Genomic DNA, 23,637 nt, shown 5'->3' on the forward strand with positions numbered 1-23,637 from the left:
TCAAGGTTCCCGCGGTCCCCCGAAGGGTCCCGCCGCGTCAGCCGGAGCCGAACGCGCAAGGAGATACATTACCTTCCCGCAACCAACCTGTCAAGAACTTTTTTCGAAAACTTGAAAAGTTTTTCGATCGAAGACCCTGAAGGCTTCCCCCGGCGAACCGGCTTCGGTGCGATGCCGCGCCTCTCCTCGAAAAACGCAGCCCGAATAAGATACCGGTCTCAGCAGGTGGATGCAAGGCCTAAAATGGAAAAGATGGCTTTGAGCGTTAGAATCGGCACGAGCAATCTTAAAAAAGAACCGATGATCTGGATAAACATATGCAGATTGGTTGTGAAGAAACGATGGATCACTTTGAAGCACGAACAACTTGGAGAGGCGAGGCGCCGTTCGGCGAGCGCCTTGCATGCGGCTCCTGTTCTGCAAGGCCGCATGTTCGAACCTATATTAGTATAGGAGACGGCAACCATCATGACGATCGAAGAGCGGTCTCGCCGGCCGTTCCGGAGCGCCCGGCAGAGCATTGGAGGTAGGCGATGCGGATTCAGTCCAACGAAGCGCACGAGAGCGACGGGCGCGTGCGTGCGAATGCTCAACCGTACGATACCCTGCGGGCATCCCTCGAACTGCCGCCCTACGCGACGGAGGCGCTCGCCGCGCTTGAAGCCGCAGGTCATGAGTCGTGGGTTGTCGGCGGATTTGTACGCGACGCGTTGCTCGGCCGCACCTCTTCCGACGTGGACATCGCGACGCGCGCCTTCTGGCGGGAAGCTCGCGGCGTCTTCGAGGACTGCGGTTGGCATGTGCATGAGACAGGGACGGCACACGGCACCATAACGGTCGTTATCGACGGGCATGCCCTTGAAGTTACGACGTTTCGATCCGATGGCCCCTACGAGGATGCCCGCCACCCTCAGCGCGTTTCGTTCGTCCGAACCATCGAGGAGGATCTCGCGCGAAGAGACTTCACCGTGAACGCTCTCGCCTACCATCCCGAACGGGGACTGCTCGATCCTTTCGGCGGTCGCTTCGATATCGAGACCCGGATGATCCGCGCGGTAGGCGATCCCGACCGACGCTTCGCAGAGGATGCGCTGCGCATTCTGCGAGCATGCCGGTTCGTTGCACAGCTGGGATTCTCTATCGACGAGGACACGTACCGCGGCATGCTCGCGAACAAGGGGCTGCTTCCCCTCATCTCCGTCGAGCGCGTAGCTCATGAGCTTTCGGCACTGCTGCTCGGACCCTTTGCGGGGGACGCCCTCATGTCCACCGTTGACGCGCTGTCCGCCGTACTACCCGAACTCGTCTCCATGAAGGGCTTCGAGCAGAGAACTCCGTACCATATATATGATGTCCTGGAGCATACCGCTCGCGTCATCGACGGGGTGCCGGCTTATCCGCTCGTCCGCTGGGCGGCGCTCTTTCACGACATGGGCAAGCCGGCGGCGTTCTTCGCCGGGAACGACGGCGTCGGGCACTTCTACGGGCACGCCCGCATCAGCGTCGAGCTGGCTCGCGGAATTATGCGCCGTCTGTCGATGCCCGGTTCCTTCTCGGAACGCGTCCTCGAACTCGTTGAGCGACATGACGATGACATCGCATCCACGTCCAAGGCGGTCAAGCGGGCCCTTGCGCGCCTCGGCGGAGACGCGGAGCTGTTCGCCGCCCTCTGCGATCTCAAGCGCGGCGATGCGCAAGCACAAGCTCCCCGCTGCATCGAACGAGTCGCGCTCGCCGACGAGCTCGAGCGTATTCTCGACGGCATCCTCTCCGAAAACGAGGCGTTCTCCCTCAAGCAACTCGCTCTTGGCGGACGCGATGTTATCGCGTTGGGCATCGAGCAGGGGCCGCGGGTTGGACAGGCGCTGAACGCAGCGCTTGAAGCCGTCATCGATGGGCACGTATCCAACGATCGCGACGAGCTCCGTGCGTTCGTCGCGGCCTGGCGGACGGAGCGCGAGGACGTGCGGTAGCACCGCAGACCGCCGTCGCCGTCGATCCGGCGGGAGCCGGACTCGGTGCAGGCACTCCCGCGCCGCATCGCAGACTGCGCGCCGACCTTCGCGTATGAGGGATCGGCCGGCTGCCGCTACCGCCGTGCCCCGGACCGTATATTCGGTCTGCCGCGCTATTCACCGAGCGCCTCGCTTTCCTCCTCGCCGTGACGTCCGCACTACTGCACCGTGACGATCGCACCACCGCGTGATCGCATGGACAGGCGCTTTCTATACTGAGCTGAAGAACGTCCGACTAGAAAGCGAGGATCCCATGCCCGCACCCTCAGCACCCGTCCGAACCCGCCCCGCCCCCAGCGTCGAACCAGCCGCAACGCCGGCTCAGAGCATCACGATCACAGCCAACGGACCCTATGTCGTTCACGGCAACGTCGAGTTGACCGAGCAGGCGATCACGCCGGTGGGAGGACACCGGGAATACCGCACCGTCCGCACGTTCCCCTCTCAGGACGTCTACGCCCTCTGCCGTTGCGGCCGCACGAGCACCCCACCCTACTGCGACGGAACCCACGTGTCCATCTCGTTCGACGGCGAGGAAACCGCCTCGCGCGAGCCGTTCGACGAGCGAGCCGACGTGTACCCCGGCCCCGGCGTCACGTTGCTCGACGATAATCGCTGCGCGTTCGCCCGGTTCTGCCATCGCGAGGATGGCGACGTCTGGACGCTCACCGAGCTTTCCTACGACGAGCGCCTCAAGCACGAGGCTGTGAAGGCATCGTCGGACTGCCCGGCCGGACGCCTCGTCCATGTCGACACGGAGGAAGGAACCGTATACGAGCCGCGCCTCGAACCGTCCATCGCCTTGTTGGAAGACCCTGAGGAAGGGGTGAGCGGGCCTCTGTACGTGCGCGGCGGCATTCCCCTCGTCAGCGCCGACGGCTCAGTCTACGAGCTGCGCAATCGCTACGCACTCTGCCGCTGCGGCGCTTCCCGCAACAAGCCGTTCTGCGACGCCATGCACGTGACCATAGGCTACCGCGATGGTCTGACCGACCCTGACGCAGAGGAAGAGAAGTAAACGATGCGGCCGCGGGTTCGCCTTTCGGTAGGGCCCGCGGCCCTCGGGCCCTCGAGATCCGAGTCGACCCCCCATCCGGCCCTCGGGCTCCCCGCGGCAAATTTCAAAAAATTTGACGACGAGACTTGACGAACCGGTCTGCACCCCGTAATATATCCACTCGCGCTCGCGTCTTGTTGCGAAAGCAGCGGATGCGCATCGGTAAGCCGATGGGGTGTCGTCTAATGGCAGGACAGCGGTTTCTGGTACCGTATGTGAGGGTTCGACTCCTTCCACCCCAGCCATTTTTACGGTATACTGGCGCAGCGCAACCATGTGGCTCCGTCGTCTAGCGGTTTAGGACGCCGCCCTCTCAAGGCGGAGGTCGCCGGTTCGAATCCGGTCGGAGCTACCAGAACTTTCAGGCCAGCGGAGCAATCCGCTGGCCTTTCGCTTTATTACGACGACTTTGTATCATCTGCGAAGCCTGTTTCGAACCGTCCTCCCACGTGCGATTCGAGCGTACAATGGCCGCACGAAGACAAACGGAAGGCTGAACATCATGGAATCGATCGAGCATGCCCCATACGAACCCGGCAGAGCGTCCGCGAAGAACCCATCGTACCTTGAAGGGTCTTGCAGTTTCGATGCGGAGACGCTCTCCCAGACGCCCTTCGGCGTGCCGGTGCGCATCTTCGACGGTCTCTACCTTGTGCGCGTCCCCCTGCCTCACAACCCGCTCAAGGCGCTCAACTCGTACTTCATCCTAGGCGAGAGCACCACCACCATCGTTGACGTCGGGTTCAACCACCCCGCGTGCGAACAGGCCCTCGATGACGCACTGAACGCCCTCGGGAGATCATGGGACCATGTGCAGATCGTGCTCACGCACTCGCATCCCGACCATACGGGCAACCTCGATCGGATATACCGCGAGGGCATGCCCGTCTTTGCGAACCTTCACTCGTTCCAGGAGGTGGAGAACCTGCTGGATATGGAGGAGAGCGTGTTCGGGCCGTTGCTCGTACAAGCTGCGACGGGTGCGCAGCAGCGTGATATATCGTACGAGAACGGAAAACCGCGCCTGCACGTATCAGCCGAGCTGCTGCCGCTGAAGAACCATCCGCTCGTCACTTACCTGAGCGAGGGAGACACGTTCGAAGCTGGCGATTTCAGATTTCGGATCGTCGAGACGCCGGGCCACGACCCTTGGCATATCTGCCTGTTCGAGCCCAACCGAAAGTTCATGATCATCGGCGACCATGTGCTCGAGCGCATCACGCCCTCCATATCGTCTTGGTTCCCCGCCTACAATGCGCTCAAGGAGTTCCTCGAAAGCCTCGGCAAGCTCAACTCCTACGACGCGGATCTCGTGCTGCCTGCCCACGGCGCGCCCTTCCACGACCTGAAAGGGCGCGTGGTCCAGATCATCGAGCACCACGAGGCCCGTTTGCAGGAGATATACGAACTGATTGCATCGGGCCACACCGATATTGTATCCATCTCCTCCCACGCGAGGTGGCGTTACGATACTTGGAACGAATGGGCGCTCGATCAGAAGTTCTTTTCGATGGGCGAAACGATGGCCCATGCGATTTATCTGGTCTGCCAAGGCAAGCTCAAACAGACCATCTGCGGCGACGAATACCGGTTCGAGCTGCCGTCGTCCCTGGGCTGATGCGCTCTCGAAAAGGACCGATGCCGTCGCCATACAGCAATCCTATGCGGAGCGCGCGGCAGTGAAGCGCGGGGTATTTGGTACGCGCGTAGTTTCGACAGTCCCGCCAAGACGGCGGAGGCGAAAGGAGTGCTCCCTCATGCACATCGATCTCGTCATCGAGAGCTCCCGCGTGTTCACGGGAACGGCCGTCGTGGCAACTCCCTCCGCGATCGCTATCGCAGGCGACCGTATCGCTGCCGTGGGGCCCCACGAGGATGTGAGCGCCTTCGTACGAGAGACGAACAGCAAAACGGGCGCGCCCGAGGTGCGCGACTTCGGCGACGCGCTCGTTCTGCCGGGATTCCATGATTCCCATCTGCACTTCTTCCATTCCGCCATCTACTCCTCTCCTTTCGCCACCACGTTCGTTGGCAAGAGCGAGGCCGACTGCGTCGCGCGCATGCGCGCCTCCGCAGCCGGACGGCCCGACGGCTGGCTTCTGGCCCAGGGATGGCGGGAGTACCGCTGGAACCCGCCCATCATGCCGACGAAGCACTCGCTCGACGAGGCGTTCCCCGATCGTCCCGCAGCGCTGTATTCGGGCGACGCGCACACACTGTGGCTGAATTCCACCGCCCTGCACGAGCTTGGCCTGACATGCGACAGCGTCCCGCCCTCCGGAGGCTCCTACGATCGCTTCGAGGACGGTGAGCTCACGGGTATCGTTCGCGAGGCGGCGGCCATGGCGCTCATGCCGCGCATCATGGGAGCGTTCAGCGACGCGGAGGTGACCGACGCTTACCGCGGATTCTTCTCCACGCTGGCTCGCAACGGCGTGACGAGCGTGTGCGACCTGTCGCTCATGGCGCACCCGGGTCTTGATTTCATCCGCGACGATATACATGCGCGCCTGCTTGCCTCGGGCGAGCTGACAGCGCGCGTGCACCTGTTCCCCACCCTGCTCGACGACATGAGGCGTTTTGAGAACATGCGGGAGAAGTACACGGGTCCATCCTTGCAGGCGCCCGGCTTCAAGCAATTCTTCGATGGCGTATCGAGCCAGCACACGGCGTGGGTGACCAAGCCCTACTCCAATGCACGCTTCCCGGAAGACTGCGGAAGACCCACGGTGGACGTCGCCACGATGCGAGAGTATGTGCTGGCTGCAGCCGCGAAGGGATATCCCGTGCGCATCCACACGATCGGCGACGCGGCTATCCATGCTGCGCTCGACATCTTCGAGGAGGCTCGCACGGCCTACGGTCCCCTGCCGGAGGGACGGCGCAACTGCCTCGAGCATGTGGAGAACTTCCTGCCCGAGGACATTGAGCGGCTGGCGCAACTGCAGGTGGTGGCCGCCGTGCAGCCGCCGCACATGACGCTCGATCCCGGGGGCCCCGAACACGATCTGGGATCGGAGCGCGTCCGGCTCATGTGGCCGTTTAGAACGCTACTGGATGCGCGCACGGTGCTCGCATTCGGAACCGACTCGCCGGTGGTGGATGTGAACTCGATGGACGTGCTGTATGCCGCGATCGCACGGCAGGATCCCGCCACGCACGACCCCGCGGGCGGATGGCTGCCCGAGGAGCGCATCGGGCGCGCCGAGGCCTTACGCGCCTACACGCAGGGGAGCGCCGCCGCGGCCGGGAGACGGCGCGAGCTGGGCACGCTCGAGCCGGGAATGCTCGCCGATCTTGCCGTGCTCGACCGCGACGTGCTCGCGTGCGGCATCGACGACATCCAGAAGACGCGCGTGCTGGCCACCTTCATGGGCGGCCGTTGCGCGTTCGAAGCGTGAGACGACGCGCGCAGACTGCCGAAGCCCTAGTATTCCCACATATGGTCGAGCGGACCCGAGCCGCGACCCAGGTCGAGGCCGGCGGCGAGGGCTCCGTGCACGTAGTCCTTCGCGCTGCGCACAGCCTGTTCGATCGAATAACCCAGCGCTAAGCCGCAGGCGACGGCGCTCGAGAGCGTGCAGCCGGTGCCATGCGTGTTCGACGTGTCGATGCGCGGCGCGCGCAGCCAGAGGGGCTCCTCCCCGACGACCAGCACGTCGTCGGCACGATCATCGCTATGGCCACCTTTCACAAGAACGGCGGCCCCTGTCGCATGCGCAAGTTCGTGCGCGGCGAGCCCCATCGACGTCTCGTCCCAGACAGGGAAGCCGCAGAGCACTTCGGCCTCAGGCATGTTCGGCGTCGTCACCGTGGCGAGCGGAAGCAGCCGGCTCTTCAAGGTCTCGATTGCATCCTCGCCGATCAGGCGCGCGCCGCTCGTGGCCACCATCACCGGATCGACCACGATGTTCGCGGCTCCGTGACGTTCCAGCGCCCGGGCGATAGCTAGGATGATCTCCGAAGACGATACCATCCCGACCTTTACGGCGTCGGGCCGGATATCCTCGAACACCGCATCGATCTGCGCCTCCACGAAACCCGGATCGACGTCGAGAACGCCGGCAACACCGAGCGTGTTCTGCGCCGTAAGCGCTGTGATCGCCGTCTCGGCAAATAGGCCGTGCGCTGCGATGGTCTTGATGTCGGCCTGTATGCCCGCCCCGCCGCTTGAATCGGAACCCGCTATGCTCAGAACAGCCTTCATATATCCCCCTACGACGCGAGAAACGCTGCGACGTCATCGGTCGAGGCGATCCTCGCCGCATAGCAGGTCTCCATGTACGCAAGGCCTTCTTCTTGATCGCCCACGAGAAAGGTGAGCGTAGCATCGTCGACGACGACGATGCTGAAGTTGTCGAAATAGGCGTCCGCCACCGTATGGCGCACGCAGATATTCGTATCCATACCGATGCAGATGAGCGTGTCGACTCCCAATTCGTCGAGCAGAAGACGCAGTCCAGTTTGGTAGAAGGCGCTGTAGCGCCGCTTGTCCACCACGAAGTCTCCCTCGGAGCACCGCAGCTGGGGCGCCGGTTGGGCCTCCGGCGTTCCCGCCAAGCCGTGCGGGCCCCACAGCTCAAGCTCGCGATCGAGGCCGGGAATGTGGGCATCGTTTGCGAACACGACCGGAACGCCGGCGGCACGCGCCGCGTCGCACAGGTGCGCGGCGTTGTCGACGACAGGCGCAAGCGCCTCCTTCATCGGCGAGGCGTTCGGATCGCCTAGGATGTCGATGACGAGGAGCGCGCACCTGCCCTTCTCGAGGTCGGCCGGATCGAATGCGTTCTTGTTCAGTTCGTCTCCAAGCATAGCGTCTCCTTCACCGTCGCAAACAGCTCCTTCGTTGCAGTCCTGATATCGTCGGCTGCGAAGATGGCCGACACCACCGCCGCGCCATCCGCCCCCGTTCCAGCCAACAGGGGCACTGTGCGAGCGTTCAAGCCGCCGATTGCCACCACAGGTATATCAACCGCAGCGCACATGGCAGCCAGCCCCGCGAGGCCCACCTCATCAGCGTCGGGCTTCGTAGACGTGCCGAATACGGCGCCAACGCCCAGGTAGTCGGCGCCGGCAGCCTGCGCGGCGAGCGCCTGCTCGACCGTCTGAGCGGACACGCCCACGATTGCGTCCGCTCCAAGGACGTCGCGCGCCTCCGAGACGGCGGCATCACCCTGCCCAACGTGCACCCCGTCCGCGCCGGAAACGCGTGCCGCTTCGATGTCGTCGTTCACGACGAACGGCACGCCCGCAGCCCGACACACGGGAATGAGCGTGCGAGCGCGCAGTGCGATCTCAGCGCACGGTGCTTCCTTCTCGCGCAGCTGCACGAAGGTCGCGCCACCGGCGAGCGCATCTTCGACGCAGGCAACAAGCGATCGTCCGCGAAGCCACATGCGGTCGGTCACCGCGTACAGCGCGAGCGCCCGACGCAGCTTGTCTTTCGGAAACATTGGCGGAGTCCTTTCTGCGGTAGTTTGGAACGCCATCGGTTTGCGAAGGCAGCCGGCCCTTGCAACCGCTTCATCGGGCCGTCTGGTCATCGGCTTCGCAAGACGCTCTCGCGATCGATTCGACCGGGATGCGAGCAAACAATCATCGCACATCCCAGCAAGGGCCCGTCCATCATTATACGCTTCGCTCGCTCGACTCCGAGCGTATGGCTCGGGCCGTACGCTTTGCTAGCGGGTCGAAGCGTTCGTCCCGTCAGATGTTACGCCAGCTCCTCCACTTGTGCGCCAGCCTCAAGCGCCTCACCGTCCATACGATAGAGCGCGTCGAGCACGTAGGTGCGGAACGATCCGTTGCCATCGAAGCCTCCCATGCGCTTTTGCGCAGTCTGGCCAGCAAGGCCCATGGCAGTCACCGCAGCCGTCGTCGCTTCGAGCGGCGCATCCGGGTTCGCCGCAACGAAAGCCGCGACAAGACACGAGAGCATGCAGCCCGCACCGGTGATCCGGCCCATAAGCGGCGTTCCGTTGCGGACGGCGAAGGCGCGCTCGGCATCGGCCACGACGTCGATGGCCCCGGTCACCGCCACGATCGCATTCGTCTTGGCAGCGAGTACGCGGACGAAGGCGGCGCTTTCCGCCAGGTTCTCCTCGGTGACGGCGTCGTTGGGGTTCGCATCAACGCCGCGCGTAGCCGCCGCGGCGCCGGCGAGTGCTTTGACCTCGGACATGTTGCCGCGCACGACGCTCATATCCAGCTTGTCCAGCAGGTTGCCGGCTGTCTGCGTGCGCAGAGCCGAGGCGCCGGCCCCCACCGGATCGAGCACGATGGGATGCCCGAGCGCTCCGGCGCGCTCCCCCGCCGCGAACATCCCGGCGATGGTGCGCTCATTGAGCGTGCCGATGTTGAGGACGAGTCCGTCGCAGATGGTCTGGATATCCTCCACGTCGGCGGGTTCGTCGCTCATGATGGGGCTCGCGCCGATGGCCAGAAGCGCGTTGGCGCAGTCGTTCACCGTCACGTAGTTCGTGATGTTGTGCACGAGCGGCGTCGTCGCGCGCACGTTGTCCAAAGCCTTCTTCAAAGCGAATGCCTCCATAGGTTACTCCTTCCCGAGATCGACCGTCAGGCCGTCCATAATCTGATTTACGGTGCGCATGGCGCACATCTCGCCGCACATGGTGCAAGTGCCCTCCGTCGAGGGCGGCGCGCTCTCGAAATACTCCCGCGCACGCACGGGATCGAGCGCCTCGGCGAACATGCCCTCCCAGTCCACGCGGCGGCGCGCGTCGCTCATGCGGTTGTCGGCATCGCGCGCGCCGGGCACGCCCTTCGCGATGTCGGCCGCGTGTGCGGCGATCTTCGTTGCCACAAGGCCCTCGCGCACGTCGGCGGCGTCGGGCAAGCGCAGGTGCTCGGCCGGCGTGACGTAGCACAGGAAGTCGGCGCCCGAGGCCGCGGCCACAGCTCCGCCGATGGCGGCCGTGATATGATCGTAGCCCGGCGCGATGTCGGTGACGAGCGGCCCCAGCACGTAGAAGGGTGCGTCGTGGCACAGGCGCTTCTCCAGCTTCATGTTGGCGGCGATCTCGTCGAGCGCCATGTGGCCCGGGCCCTCCACTATCACCTGCACGCCCGCATCCCATGCGCGGCGCGTGAGTTTGCCGATCTCGATGAGCTCGGCGATCTGCCCCGCGTCGGTGGCGTCGTAGGTGGACCCGGGGCGCATGGCGTCGCCCAGGCTGATGGTTACGTCATGCTCGTGCAGGATGGCCAGCACCTCGTCGTAGAACTCGTAGAAGGGGTTCTCGTTGCCGGTGGCCTCCATCCAGGCGAAGATGAGCGACCCGCCGCGGCTCACGATGTTCGTGAGGCGGCCCGTCTCGCGGAAGCTCTCGATGGTGCGACGGTTCATGCCCGCATGGACGGTGACGAAGTCCACGCCGTCCTGGGCATGCGCGCGCACCACGTCGAGGAAGTCCTCTGCCGTGATGGTGACGAGCGGCTTCTCCAAATAGCCGATGGCGTCGTACATCGGCACGGTACCGATCATCGCCGGCGACTTCTCCACGAGGGCGCGCCGGAACGCGGCCGTCTTGCCGCTGTTCGACAGATCCATGATGGCCTCGGCGCCCAGTTCAAGGGCCACGTCGACCTTCTTCCATTCCTCGGCCTCGCAGGCGACGTCGCCCGAGATGCCCAGGTTCACGTTCACCTTCGTGCGCAGGCCGCCGCCCACACCCTCGGGCGAGAGGCTCGCATGGTGGATGTTCGCAGGAATGGCGATGCGCCCGGCCGCCACACCCTCCCGGATGTACTCGGGGTCGCGCCCCTCCTTTTCGGCCACGGTGCGCATGGCCGGCGTGACGGTGCCCGCGCGGGCGTGGTCGATTTGCGTGACCGATGCAGGATTGCCGCGCGCTGCGGCGCTGATCTGCGTCATAGAACTCCCTTCGTTGGCATTACCCATGTCAGGTTCCTCGGGTCGAAGCGTGCATCGGCGCTTCCTCTCAGCCTGCCCGGCCGCGACGCGGCTGCAAGCTCCCCGGTATGAAAAGGTGCGGATCAGATTGTAGCGCGCTCTTATGCGGATAACGGGTAGAAGATGTAGAGCGTGCCGGATTCCACGGCCACCGTAGCCTCCTCGTCCAGAAGCTCGTTCGACAGGCCGCGCGAGGTGCGGTTCGACAAGGGCTCATCGTCGAGCGAGTACATCATGCCGCGCTCGATGACTCCCTGCGCGGTATCGTTGGCCGAGAACACTGACACGGTGCCTTCACCGAGTGGCGGCAGCTCGAACACGTCCGGGCCAGTGAGCAGGCGCACCGCATATGTGTCGGCAATCGCGGTCACGGTCGCATCGCGCTCCGAGAACTTGGCGAACAGCTGCAGGTTCGCCAGCGTATGGTCGAGTCGGCTGCCGAGCGCACCGTAGATCACGAGGTCGTCGTGACCCCAGTCCACGGCCTTCTCCATGGCCAGCTCCATATCGCTCTTGTCTTTCTTCACGGGATAGCGCGACACGCGCCTGCACTTCGGCACGTAGCCGAGCGAGTCAAAGTCGCCCACGGCCATGTCGGGCACCGCGCCGATAGCTTCAAGGTGAGCGAAGCCCGCGTCCACGGCGATGACGAGGTCGAACCCCCCGGCCTCCCAGCGAGCCTCGAAGTCCTCCGCATTGAAGTCGACCGCCCCTACGAGCGCGCATGTGGCCATTGGTTCCTCGATCCTATCGGCGTTCCCTCGTTCGACGTCGTAGGATACCACAAGCGCACAGAACGAGGCGCCCTGTGCGAAAGCTTCGGATCTGCAAAACCCTTCCTGAGCGACGCACTGCGCAGCACGCTGCCATCGATCACCCATCGGTTTTTCACGGTGGTTCTTGTTTCGCGCGCGCGAGCAGGGCCCGTTTTGCTAGAATACGCTCTGCGAGCGGGCCAGGCGATCGCGCGCCCATCGGGCGTGAGGAAAGTCCGGGCTCCGCAGGGCAGGATGCCAGCTAACGGCTGGGCGGGGCGACCCGACGGAAAGTGCCGCAGAAAAGAAGACTCCCCCGCGTCCTTGCGACGGCGGGAGAAAAGCTGAAACGGTGCGGTAAGAGCGCACCAGCGCGTCGGCGACGGCGCGGCTTGGCAAACCCCATCCGGAGCAAGCGCAAATAGGAACGCGATACGGTGGCCCGCCGTGCGTTCGGGTTGCGTGCTTGAGGCGTGCGGCGACGCACGTTCGAGATAAATGATCGTCCCCGACAGAACCCGGCTTATCGGCCCGCTCGCATCTCGGAACCATAGTTTTCCCGCACGGAACCCCTAGCAAACGGGAAGTCCTGCAATCCAAGCTTCAATCGAAGCGGCATCGGTTTCCACCGCCAAGCGCTTGCGGCGCGCCGTATGCCCTGACGCCACTTCCACACGTGACTTTGGCACACTCAGCGCATCGGCCACAAGCTTGCACACCGCTTTGTTCGCCTTGCCGCCATCGGGCGGCGCCGTCACGCGCACGCACACCTCGTCGGCGCCCGCCGCATCGGCGCGCACGCCCGAAACCTCGTCACGCCCCGATCGGGGCGTGACGTGAACTGCTATGACGACAGGTTTTTCAGACATGGGCTGAGCGTTCGGCCATGACGCGGACTCGGAATGAGCGGCGGTCTTGAGGCCAGCGGAACACCTAGTCGATTTCCTCGAATTCGAATCCGTCGTCGGCATCGCCAAAGCCGGAAAGATCCTTCTCGACCGCCGAGGGCTTCGGCGTGGCTGGAGCGATAACAGCACCCGTAGGCTGTGGAGCTGCATATGCACTTGCGCCTTCGTGGTTGATGGGAGCCTGCGCCGAGGCGGTCACACGTTCGGACGACGCTACGCCCAGCGACGCGGTGGAGCGGGCATGGGCGCTCGGAGCCGGAGCGGCAGCAGCCGGCGCGCCCCCGATCTCGGCGAGCTTGCGCGTCGCATCGCTGATGAAGTCGGTAAGGAGTTCTTTGTATTCGTCGCGCGCATCCTCGCGGTCGTCCTCGAGCTTCTTGATGGCGTCGAGCACCTTCTGCTTCTCGGCTTCGGCCTTGCCCACGATGCGGGACGCCTCGTCCTCGGCATCCTTGATGGTGGCCGCAGATTGAGCGTTCGCCGTCGCGATGATCTCGTCGGCAGAGCGCTGCGCGATGATGAGGGCCTGCGCGATGGCGTTGTCGTCCGCCTTCTTCGCCTCAAGCTGGCGCTCGAGCTCTGCGATGCGCTCGTCCTTCTCGGCCAGAGCCGCCTCGTCGGCTGCGGGAGCCTCAATGCGCGCCGGCTTGTCGAACCCGTCGAACCTGCCCTCATCGAGCTGGTTTTCAAGCTGGACGATCTGAGAGTTCATATCGTCGATCTCGTCAGCGACATGCTCGAGGAACACGTCCACTTCGTCGACGTCGTAGCCCCTACGGTCGACCGAGAAGCTCTGGTTGTGAATTTCAGCCGAGGTGATTGCCATCTGTAGTCCCTTCGTCTTGCCCGTGCAGTTCCACGAGCATATATGTTAGAACAGGTTCACGAGCAAGCGTACTCCGAATTGTAATACAAGCAGTGCGATTATGGGAGTAACGTCCACCATACCTCCAATAGGGGGTATCAACTTCCTGAACAGGTTGAGGTAGGGGTCGCATACCTTCGCGAGCACCCGGTTGACATCGGCCAGAATACCGCGATCCGTAGGAAACCACGACAAAATGACGTAGACGAACAGCACCATGCTGTACGCATCGGCCAACGAAACGATCAGATATTTCAAGCTCAGCATACGGTAGACTCCTTGCTGTCCGATATCACGCTACAGCACCCCCTGGTTGCGCAGTCCCGTCTTCTCAGCATCGGTGAGCGCAGCACCACGGGTGATGACGAATACTTTGTCGGCCACGCAGTCCACGCTCGCATCGAGAGCGCTCGACACCCCGAACGAGAAATCGAGAATGCGTTTTGCCAAGTTGTCAGGCGTGTTGCGCAAGGCGAGAACAACGGCGTCGCCGGCTTTGAGCGCCTTGGCGATGCGCTCGACCTCTCCATAGCTTGCCGGCTTGAGCACGGTGATCGAGCGTGTGGGGCTGTGCTTGGGCGACCCGGCGCCCGCAAAGGCCTCGTACGGATCGAATCCGCCGGAAGCTGCAGCGGTTCTCTTGGCCGCGCTCGAGCCATCGGCGGGAGAAGAAGCGCTCGCCGCAACGGCAGTCGAAGAGAACAGGGAGTTCAGGCTTTCGGATCGCTCGCGTTGCGATGCGGCGGCTGCCCGGGCGTTGGGCGTGTTGGACAGATCCGACGTCGAAGCGTCTACCATCGTACGTTCGCCGCGGTGCACGCCTACCGACGGCGGCGTTACGCGACGCGGCGGCAGCGGATCGCGCCCCAAGCTCTCGGGAACCTGCGTGCGGGCACGCACATCATCGATAGAGACAAGCTTTGGTGGCGTCGCACTCGTAGCGTGCGCGGGCGAGGGCGTGTAGCCGGCCCGAGACGGACGCGTGGTCACCGGCGCATAAGGATCGTACCGAGAACCTGCTGCAGCGCCGTCATCAAGGTCGTCGCGATAGTCGGGCCCGTATTCACCCAGATCGCCGTAATCGCCGTAGTCGTCGCCGTAGTCGTCTTCGTAACGCTCGTCGTAGCCCCGGTCGGCTTCGGCGAAGCCGAGCTTCGACTTGAGGCCGTCGAGCATACCGCGCTCCGTCTTTTTCATCCTGGGCAGCTCCATATCGTTCACCTGCTTCGTTTCATGTCCGACGGTCGAGCCGTCGCTGCGTCTGCGTCACCGAGCGCTGCGTCAATCAGAATGCGAGCCGTTCTCGAAAGCATCGTCGAACAGAGCCCGTCCAATGCGCACTATGGTAGCGCCTGCGGCGACGCCCTCGCGCCAATCTTCACTCATGCCCATAGAAAGCTCATCGAATAGTGCAGCGCGACCAGGCTCCAAGCCTCGTCGCACCTCGTCGCGCAGGCGCGCAAGCTCTTCGAAGCAGGCACGCGCCGCCGCGAGATCACCTTGCGGCGCCATCGTCATGAGGCCGCGCACGCGCACATGGTCGCACGGCTCGCACGCGATGAGCATCCTTGCAACGTCGGCCGGGGCAAGACCGCTCTTGCTGTGCTCGCCTGACACATTGACCTCGAGCAGCACGTCCTGCACCTTCCCGGCAGCAGCCGCAGCAGCCTCGAATCGATGCACATGGCGCTCCTGGTACAGTGAGTGCACAAGCGCGGCGTCGCGTACGATGTCGGGAATCCGGCGCGATTGAATGTTCCCGATAAAGTGCCAGGTCTGCTCTGGCAGATGCCCGCGCTTCTCCGCAAGGGCATCGGGACGGTTCTCACCGAAGTCATGCGCGCCGGCCGCGACCGCGGTCTCGATCTCGTCGATACCGACCGTCTTCGACACCGCGACCACCCGCACCTCGCGCGGGTCGCGCCCCGCCTTGCGAGCGCATGCGGCGACTTCTTCGAGGGTGCGATGGTAACGCTCGCCAAATCCCATGTGACTCACCTCGTCTTTCGAAACGCAATCGCACCATGGCGGCCACACGTGCCTCCCGATGCACGATACGAGAAGTAGCGATCCGGGGCGCATTTTGTGCACGCGCCTGCGTCAACGATACGGTCGCGCGCCGCTCCCGCCTCCACAAGCCCGACCCTGAGAGCCTCCAATAGGTCAACATGCAACTCGTCGCATATGCACGAGGTTCCGAAACGGGCCGCAAACCGGGCACGTACGTCCGCACCGGTCTCGAAGCATTCCGCATGGATATGGGGGCCCACGTACACGTTGAAAGCGCCAGCATCGCCGTATGCTCCGTCTGACCGATCGGCTTCGACGAGCAGCCGAACGGTCTTGCCCGCGATATTCTCAACCGCTCCGCGCCATCCTGCGTGGACGACGGCGAAGCGGCCGCTCGGCGAAACGACGATTACGGGCACGCAGTCCGCAAAGCATAGCAGCGCTGCAACGCCTTCCACTGCAACCGCAACCGCATCGACTCCATCAGCGGCTCGCCGGCACGCTGCATCGAGCGCAGCAGAAGCTGTATCGTCAATACGTACGATCGTGTCGCCGTGCACCTGATTCGGCACGATAAGGCGCGTATCGCCGGCGCCGAGCGCATCGAGCAGAATAGCGCGGTTCGCCTCGACGGCTGCGGGATCGTCGTCGACATGGCTTCCGAGATTAAGCGAGCTGTAAGGACCCGAGCTCTTGCCGCCCTCTCGTCCCGTGAACGCAATGCGCACGCCAGCGCACTCGAACAGTGCCTCGTCGGTGAGCAGAAGAAGACGACGCGCGCCGAAACGGCGCGCGGTCAGGTGCGGAGCTGGCAACGAGTCAGGCAAAGCCATGGACGGCGGCCCTCTAACGCTGGCGTTTCAGGAAATCGGGAATGTAATCTTCGTCGGCGAAGCGACCGTTGCCCCCGGCACTAGACGGCGCCGAGTATGAAATGGACGGCGGCGTCTGCTGCATGGGCTCCGGCATGGCCGTGGGAGCGAAGAGGTCTTTGGCTGAGAAGTCCATGGAAGACTGCTGCGGCGACGCGGACTTGAAGCCGGTCGCGATAACCGTAATGCGCACGTCGTCCTTCATGGACTCGTCGATGATCTGTCCGTAGATGATGTTCGCGTTCTCGTCGGCGCATGCCTCGACCGCGCGAGCCGCCGCATCGACCTCGGTGAGCGTCAGATCGGGGCCGCCGGCAATGGAGAACAGAACGCGCGAAGCCCCCGCGATCGACGTCTCGAGCAGGCTCGAGTTCGTAGCCTGCTGAGCTGCTTCGAGTGCGCGGTTCTCGCCGGAGGCAAGGCCGATGCCCATCATGGCCGTGCCCGCATCCTTCATTACGGTGCGGATGTCGGCGAAGTCGAGGTTGATGAGGCCCGGGATGGTGATGAGATCCGTGACGCCCTGGATACCTTGGCGCAGCGTATCGTCGGCAATACGGAACGCATCGAGCATGCTCGTCTTCTTGTCGACGATCTCAAGCAGGCGATCGTTCGGAATGACGATGAGCGTGTCGACTTTCTGCGACAGCAGATCGACACCCTGATCGGCCTGGTTGCGGCGGGTGCGGCCCTCGAAGGAGAACGGCTTGGTGACGATACCGACGGTAAGCGCGCCAATCTCCTCGCGCGCGATCTCTGCAATGATGGGCGCGGCGCCCGTGCCCGTGCCGCCGCCCTCGCCAGCCGTGACGAACACCATGTCCGCTTCGGCAAGCGCCTCGCGAATTTCCGCACGGCTCTCCTCTGCAGCTTGGCAACCGACCTCTGGATTCGCTCCGGCGCCGAGGCCTCGCGTCAGCTCCTCGCCGATGTGGATCGTCTTGTCGGCATCCGACATGAGCAACGCCTGTCGATCGGTGTTCACGGCAATGAATTCGACGCCGCGCACCCCCGCTTCGACCATGCGGTTCACGGCATTCGTGCCGCCGCCGCCTACGCCGACGACCTTGATGACCGCCAAATGCTCGGAACCTATTTTGTTTGGCATTGTTTCCTCCACACCAGCTGCGTTTTCAAATGCTGCGTTTCACTTCGTGGGTACAGTTCACGTGCGGTTATTGTACACGATGATCAACCATTTGCAAATTACGCTGCGAGAATGAAAACCGCACGTCCACAATATGAAACCGGTGAGGCGACGACGCCCCCTGTCCCCCCCCTGTCGAACTCCTCCAGCGAGCGAGAATCCGGCAGAAGGCCGCCTTGGAAGGGGCCACCAAGCGAGTTCCGCAGCGATGCGAGGACTGTCCGAGCGACTGGGCCCTTCCAAGGCGGCCTCTCGAACAGGTCCTCAAAGAGCCCTCCAGGTCGGACTCTCCACGATGCGCACGTTGATGTACACCACATCAGGATGCTGCTCCATGATCTCGAGACATACTCGTTCCTTATCGCGAATATCCTTCGCCGCGCCAAAGACAATCTCGACGCCGTTGTCGAGCACGAGCGTGGTCGACTCGGTCTCGGTTGCTTTTACCGTGGTCACGCGCCCGGCGAGATCGGTCGTCATGCCGTCGACGATGGCCAGCGCGTTGTTAACGTTCGCGTCGCCGCAGTACGAGCCCACCTTCGGCTCGACGCCGTATGGCACATCGGCGATGTGCAGGGCAGAAGCCGCATCCTCGTACACCTTGGGACTCGTGTTCCGGCCCGCTTCGGAATCCTGCGCCGGAATGGGCATGAGCCACATGCCGTCAGAAGCAATGGCCCATGCTTGGGTCGAACTGGCATTTTCGGTAGAAACATCAACCACAGCGGTAATGGTGCGTTCCGTCACGACGATCTCGAGGGTGTCCGGAAACACGCGATTCGCCGACACGTCCTGTACCCAGGCATCCATAAGCAGACGCGATCGTATGGCATCCGCATCGACGCGCAGAAGCGTGGTGCCGGCGGGCACGCCTGCTAGCTGCTCCATCTCGCTTGCGGTCAGGTGCTCGACCCCCTGCACCGAGACGCGTTCGATGGAGAAGGCGTCGGAATAGTACAGCGCGATCCCGCCCGCCAGAAGCGCAACCGCGCAGGCCGCAGCGATTCCGATGCGGATGAGGTGGCGGCGGTATGTGCGCTGAGCTCGGACGGCCCTCTCGGCGCGATCGAGATCGCCCACGCGCACCGACGTCAGAGGACGCTGGGCCTGGCCGGCGCGACGGTTCGGCAGTTGGCCGCCGGGCATGGCACGGTAGGCGCCCGCCTGAGGACCCGAACGCGATTGCGGGCGCGCACCGGGAGCCGGACGGGCCGTTCGTCCGCGACCGGAAGCGCCTCGGGTTCGCGCAGGCTGCCTACGAGAACCCGAGGAAGCGGACTTCCGGCTGTAATTCGATGCCATATGCTTCGTACACCTTACGTTTGGCCAAGTCGATCAGATCCATCACGTCGCGCGCCGTGGCGCCTCCCGTGTTCACAATGAAGTTCGCATGCAGCTCGGACACCTGGGCTCCGCCAATCGTGAAGCCTTTGAGGCCCGCCCCTTCGATGAGGGCGCCGGCCGACTCCCCTTCAGGGTTCCTGAACACGCTTCCGCACGAGGGATACGTGAGGGGCTGCGTCTTCTTGCGTCGCGCATGCGATGCCTCCATCTTACCGCGGATGAAGAAGGGGTCGGCAGGTTCTACGGAAAGTTCGCATTCGACGATGATCTCATCGGGCAGAAACGAACTCGTGCGATACCCCCAGACCATCTCCTCGCCTGCACGCCTGACAAGCCCCCGTTCAGCCGAGTACGTAGTCACGGATACCACACGCGAGCCGATCCATTCGTCCCGCGATCCCGCGTTCATGCGCAGCGCGCCGCCGATGGTGCCCGGCGTGCCCACAGCGAACTCGAGTCCGGCGAGGGAGCGATGGAACGCGTCCTGCACTACCGAGGAAAGCGGCACCCCCGCGCCCACGCAGAAGCGATGATCGTCCTCGTCGTAGCGACACACCCGGAAATCCCGTCCAAGCGTCACGACGACGCCCGCAAACCCCTCATCGGCCACGAGCAGATTGCTGCCCCGCCCTACGGCTACCCAGGGGGTCCCCGACGTTTCGCAAACTTCGACGAGGCGCTTGAGCGCGCCAATGGAGCATGCCTGCACGAAAAAACGCGCAGGCCCGCCGATGCGGTACATTGTGTGTCGAGCCATAGGCTCGTTCGGATAGATGTCGGCATCGAAGGACTCGTCAACGAGCAGCGCTTCGAGCGGCGACGCGTGGCGCGCGGTCATGACCGCATCACGCCCCGTCCCCGGAAGCGATGCCTGCGGAACGGGTCAGCACGTCAACAAGCTGAGGGCCGATGGCTGTCACATCGCCCGCGCCCATGGTGACGAGCAGATCGCCATCGGCAAGACTCGCGACAAGATGCGGCACGACATCGATACGCCGCGGCACATAGAAAGCCTCAGGGTGGCCTGGATGGTCGAGTACGACATTCAGGAACGTCTTTCCCGACACGCCAGGAACGGGCGCCTCGCCAGCCGGATAGACGTCCATGAACGTGACGGAGTCGGCCGCGTCGAAAGCAGCGGCAAACTCGTTTTTCAACACCTCTGTGAACAGAGGCGCGCGCGAGTAGCGGTGAGGTTGGAACAGCACGTGCACGCGACGGTAGCCCAACTTCGAGGCGGCCTCGATGGTGGCTGCGATCTCGGTAGGATGATGCGCGTAGTCGTCCACGATCGTGATGCCCCCGACCTCGCCAACGAGGTCGAACCGACGTTTGACGCCCGCGAATTCCGCGAGCGCCTCGGCGGCCTTCGCCGGATCGTAGCCGAGCGCCCACAGAAGCCCGATCACACCTGCCGCGTTCAGCACGTTGTGCCGGCCCGGATTCTGCTTCAGACGGCCGTCCACGGTGGTGCCATCCGGCAGCGCAAGCGAGAACGAGCTCGCGATACCGCACGGCTCGTACGACGCGATGCGCATGTCGCAACTTTCATCGAAGCCGTAGGTGAACAGCTTGCGGTCTGCCGTGCGCGCAATGCGCACGAGCGCCTCGTCCTCGCCGCAGGCCACCACCACGCCGCCGTCTTTCGGCACCGAGCCGATGAACGAGGCGAACTTCTCGTAGATCTCGTCAAGATCGCGGTAGTGATCGAGATGATCTGCCTCTATGTTCGTGACAAGCACGGCACGCGGAGCGAGGTGCATGAACGACTTGTCGCTCTCGTCGGCCTCCACCACGTAATGGGGGCCGGTGCCGGAATGCGCATTCGTGCCGTAGGCGCGCACGATACCGCCGATGAGGAATGTCGGATCCTCTCCCACGCCGTCGAGCGAGCTCGCCAGCATAGAGGACGTCGTCGTCTTGCCGTGCGTTCCTGCCACGGCAAGCGTCTCGAGATCGCGCCCCAGATACGCGAGCATTTGCGCACGATGCCAGACGGAAAGCCCCCGCTCTTTGGCCGCTACCAGCTCGGGGTTGTTATCGAGGATAGCCGTGGATACCACAACGACAGGATCGCCTGCAGGAACGTTGGCTGCGTCATGGCCGATGCGCACCTCGACGCCCACATCGACGAGTTGTCTCGTGTAGCGGCTCTCCCTGATGTCCGACCCGCTCACCCGCATGCCCTGATCGGAAGCCACACGGGCTATGCCGCTCATGCCGACTCCTCCGATGCCGATGAAATGTATCTGCTCGATGCGCCTCGTGTCCATCCTCTGCCCTTCGATCCGATCCGTTCGATCCCGAGAACCGCTATTGTACCTTACCGCCGCCGTGCGCGGGACGCACGCAGTCCGAAGCGTCGGCTCAGGCGCCTGCGGCCTCCATGACCGCATCGGCCAACAGCCCGGCCGCGTCGCGCGTCTTCTGCGCGCGAGCGGCGGTCGACATACGCGCCCGTGCGTCGGCGTCCTCGATCAGCGTGCACAGCAGGCGCGCGAACTCGGAACCTTCGACATCGGCATCGGCAACCATGTACGCCGCGCCTGCCTCAACGCAGGCGCGTGCGTTCGTGGTCTGGTGATCTTCCGCTGCGAAGGGAAACGGTACGAGCAACGCAGGCAGCGCCCGAGCCGAAATCTCGGCGAGCGACGTCGCCCCCGCGCGCGACACGATGGCGTCTGCAGCCGCCATGGCTTCGCCCATGCGGTCGAGATAGCCGAGCAGATGCCAACGTCGCTTTTCTTCGGAAGAGAGGGCCAATGCTTCGGCCGTTGCGTCGAGGTCCTTCGGCCCGGCGACGTGCACCACATGCAGATCCTCGTAAGAGAGCAGCTTGTCCTTGAGCCCCGCCACCGCCTGGTTCAGGTGGCGCGCTCCCAGGCTGCCCCCCGTCACGAGGAGCATGCGCGCGTCCTGCGGAATATCGAACAGCGCGCGCCCTTCCTCGCGCGTCGCCGCAAACACGCTTCCGCGTACGGGATTGCCGGTCACGCGCACGCGGCTTTCGTCCTTGAGCGCCGAGGCCGCGCATTCGTAGGTCAGACATACGGCGGCGGCACGGCGGGCCAAATACTTGTTCGCCATGCCCATGACCGAGTTCTGCTCGTGCACGACCACGGGAATGCCGCGCTGCTCAGCCGCACGAGCCACCGGGATGCAGACGTAGCCCCCGAAGCCCACCACCGCATCGGGGCGGATCTCGTCAAACCAGCGGCGCGCGGCCACGGTGCTTCTCTGTATCTTTGCGAGCGCCTTGGGAAGCGATAGCGGATGTCCCCGATCGAAGCCGGCGGCCTCGAAGGGCTCGAACGGAATGCCCGCAGCCGGCACAAGACGCGCCTCGACGCCGGTGGGCGTCCCGGCGAAACGCACGTCGCAGCCTCGCTGCTCGAGCACCTCCGCAAGCGCGAGCGCCGGATTGATATGACCGGCGGTCCCGCCGCCGGAAAGCACGATGAGCATAGGACTACCTCCTGGTCCGCTGAGGCGATTGCCGACGATCTGCACGCCCCTGCGCGCGGCGTGGCGCATCGTCGGGGACCGATCGCACGATGCGCAGATCCTCGCGCCTGCGGTCGTAGATACTGGGAGCGCCGGCCGCACGCGACACGGACAGCACCAGACCCACCATGATGAGGGTCGCGATGAGCGACGAGCCGCCCGACGAGATGAACGGCAGGGGCTTGCCCGTGGTCGGCAACACGCCCATGACGCATCCGATGTTGAGAAACGCCTGGAATACGAGCATGATCGTACAGCTGCCGGCGATCATGGCGCCGAAGTTGTCGGGGGCCGACCGGGCTATGCGCATGCCCGCATAGAGCAACAGCATGAACAGCAGAATGACCGCGAACGCGCCCACAAGTCCCAGCTCCTCGCCGATGATGGCGAAGATGAAGTCCGTCTCGGCTTCGGGCAACCATAGATATTTTTCCCGCGAGTTCCCGATGCCGACACCGAACAGGCCTCCGTCGGCGAAAGCGTAGAACGAGTGGATGAGCTGCCAGCCGTTTCCATAGCCGTTTTCCCCGTCGCCCCAAGGATCGAGAAATAGAAGCCGATCCGATCGATAACCGGTGAATACCGTGGCGAATACCGCAAAGACCGCGCCCACTCCCAGCACGAGGAGGATGATGCGCAGCGGCACTTCGCCAATCCACATGACCGCAAGGATGCCGACGAAGATGATGAGCGTCGTGCCCAGATCTGACTGCGTGCGGTACAAGAATAGGATGGGGATGAGGACGAGCACGGCGGTCTGCACGAAGAGGTCGCGTGTGGAAAGTTCGCCGGCGCGAAAGCGATCGAGAATGCGGGCACCCATGAGGATGAACGCGATTTTCGCGAACTCCGAGGGCTGGAGGCTGATGAAGCCGAGTGAAAGCCAGCGCTGCGCGCCGAGGCCTACGGTACCCATGACGGCCACGAGCACGAGCATACCGACGGCCAGCCCCCACGCCACCCATACAAGCGGGCCGCGCCATACCTCGTAGGGAAAGAACTTCCATACGACAAGCGCGCACACCACACCGATGACGGCGAATTTGATCTGATCAAATAGGTACGAAGCCGGATCGGACCCCTCGGAGAGCGCCTCCACCGTAGAGGCGGAGTACACCATCACAAGCCCGATGAGCAACAGCGCCAGCACCGTGACGAGCAGCAGCAGGCGCGGTCCGAGGATGTGCGCCGGCACATCCCGCGCTTCGCGAGCGGAGGCCATGGCGC

Annotated in this window: 23 protein-coding genes, 2 tRNA genes, 1 other RNA gene and 1 riboswitch; of the genes, 8 read left to right on the forward strand and 18 right to left on the reverse strand. The window is 63.9% G+C overall.

Annotation, left to right across the window (positions count from 1 at the left end):
- From C2L71_RS12205 to C2L71_RS08425, 7 genes are all read left to right on the forward strand, one after another.
- The coding region (locus C2L71_RS12205) for a hypothetical protein (protein WP_204600471.1) at positions 1 to 453 on the forward strand (453 nt) is incomplete at its 5' end.
- 80 nt (positions 454 to 533) lie between these two features.
- Positions 534 to 1,973, forward strand: coding sequence for a CCA tRNA nucleotidyltransferase (locus C2L71_RS08400; RefSeq protein ID WP_103265329.1), 1,440 nt, complete (start codon positions 534 to 536; stop codon positions 1,971 to 1,973).
- 295 nt (positions 1,974 to 2,268) lie between these two features.
- Positions 2,269 to 3,033 carry a CDGSH iron-sulfur domain-containing protein gene (locus tag C2L71_RS08405; protein ID WP_103265330.1) on the forward strand — a complete coding sequence of 255 codons (765 nt, stop codon included), beginning with the start codon at positions 2,269 to 2,271 and terminating at the stop codon, positions 3,031 to 3,033.
- A 210-nt stretch (positions 3,034 to 3,243) separates the two neighbouring features.
- Positions 3,244 to 3,317: transfer RNA gene (locus C2L71_RS08410), tRNA-Gln, on the forward strand.
- Positions 3,318 to 3,350: 33 nt separating this feature from the next.
- Positions 3,351 to 3,427: transfer RNA gene (locus tag C2L71_RS08415), tRNA-Glu, on the forward strand.
- A gap of 147 nt (positions 3,428 to 3,574) precedes the next feature.
- The gene (locus tag C2L71_RS08420; RefSeq protein ID WP_103265331.1) at positions 3,575 to 4,690 is read left to right on the forward strand and encodes an MBL fold metallo-hydrolase; all 1,116 of its coding nucleotides are present in this window, start codon (positions 3,575 to 3,577) and stop codon (positions 4,688 to 4,690) included.
- A 139-nt stretch (positions 4,691 to 4,829) separates the two neighbouring features.
- On the forward strand, positions 4,830 to 6,473 hold the full coding sequence (locus tag C2L71_RS08425; RefSeq protein ID WP_103265332.1) for an amidohydrolase: 1,644 nt from the start codon (positions 4,830 to 4,832) through the stop codon (positions 6,471 to 6,473).
- 26 nt (positions 6,474 to 6,499) lie between these two features.
- On the opposite strand, the gene thiD is transcribed toward C2L71_RS08425, so the two are convergent.
- The 6 genes from thiD to C2L71_RS08455 all read right to left on the reverse strand — a co-directional run bounded on the left by thiD (position 6,500) and on the right by C2L71_RS08455 (position 11,739).
- Complete coding sequence (gene thiD / locus C2L71_RS08430; protein WP_103265333.1) at positions 6,500 to 7,279, reverse strand: bifunctional hydroxymethylpyrimidine kinase/phosphomethylpyrimidine kinase; 780 nt, start codon at positions 7,277 to 7,279, stop codon at positions 6,500 to 6,502.
- Between the two features lie 8 nt (positions 7,280 to 7,287).
- On the reverse strand, positions 7,288 to 7,884 hold the full coding sequence (locus C2L71_RS08435) for a cysteine hydrolase family protein (RefSeq protein WP_103265334.1): 597 nt from the start codon (positions 7,882 to 7,884) through the stop codon (positions 7,288 to 7,290).
- On the reverse strand, positions 7,866 to 8,525 hold the full coding sequence (thiE, locus tag C2L71_RS08440) for a thiamine phosphate synthase (protein ID WP_103265335.1): 660 nt from the start codon (positions 8,523 to 8,525) through the stop codon (positions 7,866 to 7,868). The genes C2L71_RS08435 and thiE overlap by 19 nt, the downstream gene beginning before the upstream one ends.
- Positions 8,526 to 8,785: 260 nt before the next feature.
- Entirely contained in the window at positions 8,786 to 9,622 is an 837-nt protein-coding gene (thiM, locus tag C2L71_RS08445; RefSeq protein WP_103265336.1) for a hydroxyethylthiazole kinase, read from the reverse strand.
- A 3-nt stretch (positions 9,623 to 9,625) separates the two neighbouring features.
- Positions 9,626 to 10,966: a phosphomethylpyrimidine synthase ThiC gene (gene thiC, locus C2L71_RS08450; RefSeq protein ID WP_103265337.1), complete on the reverse strand. Its 1,341-nt coding sequence runs from the start codon at positions 10,964 to 10,966 to the stop codon at positions 9,626 to 9,628.
- Positions 10,955 to 11,081, reverse strand: a riboswitch (TPP riboswitch). (Overlaps the previous gene by 12 nt.)
- 25 nt (positions 11,082 to 11,106) lie before the next feature.
- Positions 11,107 to 11,739 carry a thiamine diphosphokinase gene (locus tag C2L71_RS08455; protein ID WP_103265338.1) on the reverse strand — a complete coding sequence of 211 codons (633 nt, stop codon included), beginning with the start codon at positions 11,737 to 11,739 and terminating at the stop codon, positions 11,107 to 11,109.
- Positions 11,740 to 11,952: 213 nt separating this feature from the next.
- On the opposite strand from C2L71_RS08455, the gene rnpB reads away from it, so the two are divergent.
- Positions 11,953 to 12,302: RNase P RNA component class A (gene rnpB / locus C2L71_RS08460), an RNA gene on the forward strand.
- Positions 12,303 to 12,332: 30 nt separating this feature from the next.
- On the opposite strand, the gene C2L71_RS08465 is transcribed toward rnpB, so the two are convergent.
- The 12 genes from C2L71_RS08465 to ftsW all read right to left on the reverse strand — a co-directional run bounded on the left by C2L71_RS08465 (position 12,333) and on the right by ftsW (position 23,632).
- Positions 12,333 to 12,629 carry a DUF167 domain-containing protein gene (locus C2L71_RS08465; protein ID WP_103265339.1) on the reverse strand — a complete coding sequence of 99 codons (297 nt, stop codon included), beginning with the start codon at positions 12,627 to 12,629 and terminating at the stop codon, positions 12,333 to 12,335.
- Between the two features lie 64 nt (positions 12,630 to 12,693).
- Positions 12,694 to 13,494 carry a DivIVA domain-containing protein gene (locus tag C2L71_RS08470; RefSeq protein WP_103265340.1) on the reverse strand — a complete coding sequence of 267 codons (801 nt, stop codon included), beginning with the start codon at positions 13,492 to 13,494 and terminating at the stop codon, positions 12,694 to 12,696.
- A gap of 45 nt (positions 13,495 to 13,539) precedes the next feature.
- A complete protein-coding gene (locus tag C2L71_RS08475) occupies positions 13,540 to 13,800 on the reverse strand; it encodes a YggT family protein (RefSeq protein WP_103265341.1) in 261 nt (86 codons plus the stop codon).
- Between the two features lie 30 nt (positions 13,801 to 13,830).
- Positions 13,831 to 14,730 (reverse strand): cell division protein SepF, encoded by a 900-nt coding sequence (locus C2L71_RS08480; RefSeq protein ID WP_239926540.1) that lies wholly within the window; start codon positions 14,728 to 14,730, stop codon positions 13,831 to 13,833.
- Between the two features lie 84 nt (positions 14,731 to 14,814).
- On the reverse strand, positions 14,815 to 15,522 hold the full coding sequence (locus tag C2L71_RS08485; RefSeq protein ID WP_103265342.1) for a YggS family pyridoxal phosphate-dependent enzyme: 708 nt from the start codon (positions 15,520 to 15,522) through the stop codon (positions 14,815 to 14,817).
- A gap of 5 nt (positions 15,523 to 15,527) precedes the next feature.
- Complete coding sequence (locus tag C2L71_RS08490) at positions 15,528 to 16,376, reverse strand: purine nucleoside phosphorylase YfiH/LACC1 family protein (RefSeq protein WP_103265343.1); 849 nt, start codon at positions 16,374 to 16,376, stop codon at positions 15,528 to 15,530.
- Between the two features lie 13 nt (positions 16,377 to 16,389).
- Positions 16,390 to 17,523, reverse strand: coding sequence for a cell division protein FtsZ (gene ftsZ, locus C2L71_RS08495; RefSeq protein ID WP_103265344.1), 1,134 nt, complete (start codon positions 17,521 to 17,523; stop codon positions 16,390 to 16,392).
- Positions 17,524 to 17,826: 303 nt separating this feature from the next.
- Positions 17,827 to 18,708, reverse strand: a complete 882-nt coding sequence (locus C2L71_RS08500) for a cell division protein FtsQ/DivIB (protein WP_239926542.1) — start codon at positions 18,706 to 18,708, stop codon at positions 17,827 to 17,829.
- A gap of 109 nt (positions 18,709 to 18,817) precedes the next feature.
- Complete coding sequence (gene murB, locus C2L71_RS08505; RefSeq protein WP_103265346.1) at positions 18,818 to 19,744, reverse strand: UDP-N-acetylmuramate dehydrogenase; 927 nt, start codon at positions 19,742 to 19,744, stop codon at positions 18,818 to 18,820.
- 7 nt (positions 19,745 to 19,751) lie between these two features.
- A complete protein-coding gene (murC, locus tag C2L71_RS08510) occupies positions 19,752 to 21,179 on the reverse strand; it encodes a UDP-N-acetylmuramate--L-alanine ligase (protein WP_103265347.1) in 1,428 nt (475 codons plus the stop codon).
- A 94-nt stretch (positions 21,180 to 21,273) separates the two neighbouring features.
- Positions 21,274 to 22,371 carry an undecaprenyldiphospho-muramoylpentapeptide beta-N-acetylglucosaminyltransferase gene (murG, locus tag C2L71_RS08515; RefSeq protein WP_103265348.1) on the reverse strand — a complete coding sequence of 366 codons (1,098 nt, stop codon included), beginning with the start codon at positions 22,369 to 22,371 and terminating at the stop codon, positions 21,274 to 21,276.
- A gap of 4 nt (positions 22,372 to 22,375) precedes the next feature.
- Entirely contained in the window at positions 22,376 to 23,632 is a 1,257-nt protein-coding gene (ftsW, locus tag C2L71_RS08520) for a putative lipid II flippase FtsW (protein ID WP_103265349.1), read from the reverse strand.
- Between the last annotated feature and the right edge of the window lie 5 nt (positions 23,633 to 23,637).

Origin of the sequence: Enteroscipio rubneri (genome assembly GCF_002899715.1) — a bacterium.
Classification (GTDB): Bacteria; Actinomycetota; Coriobacteriia; order Coriobacteriales; family Eggerthellaceae; genus Enteroscipio; species Enteroscipio rubneri.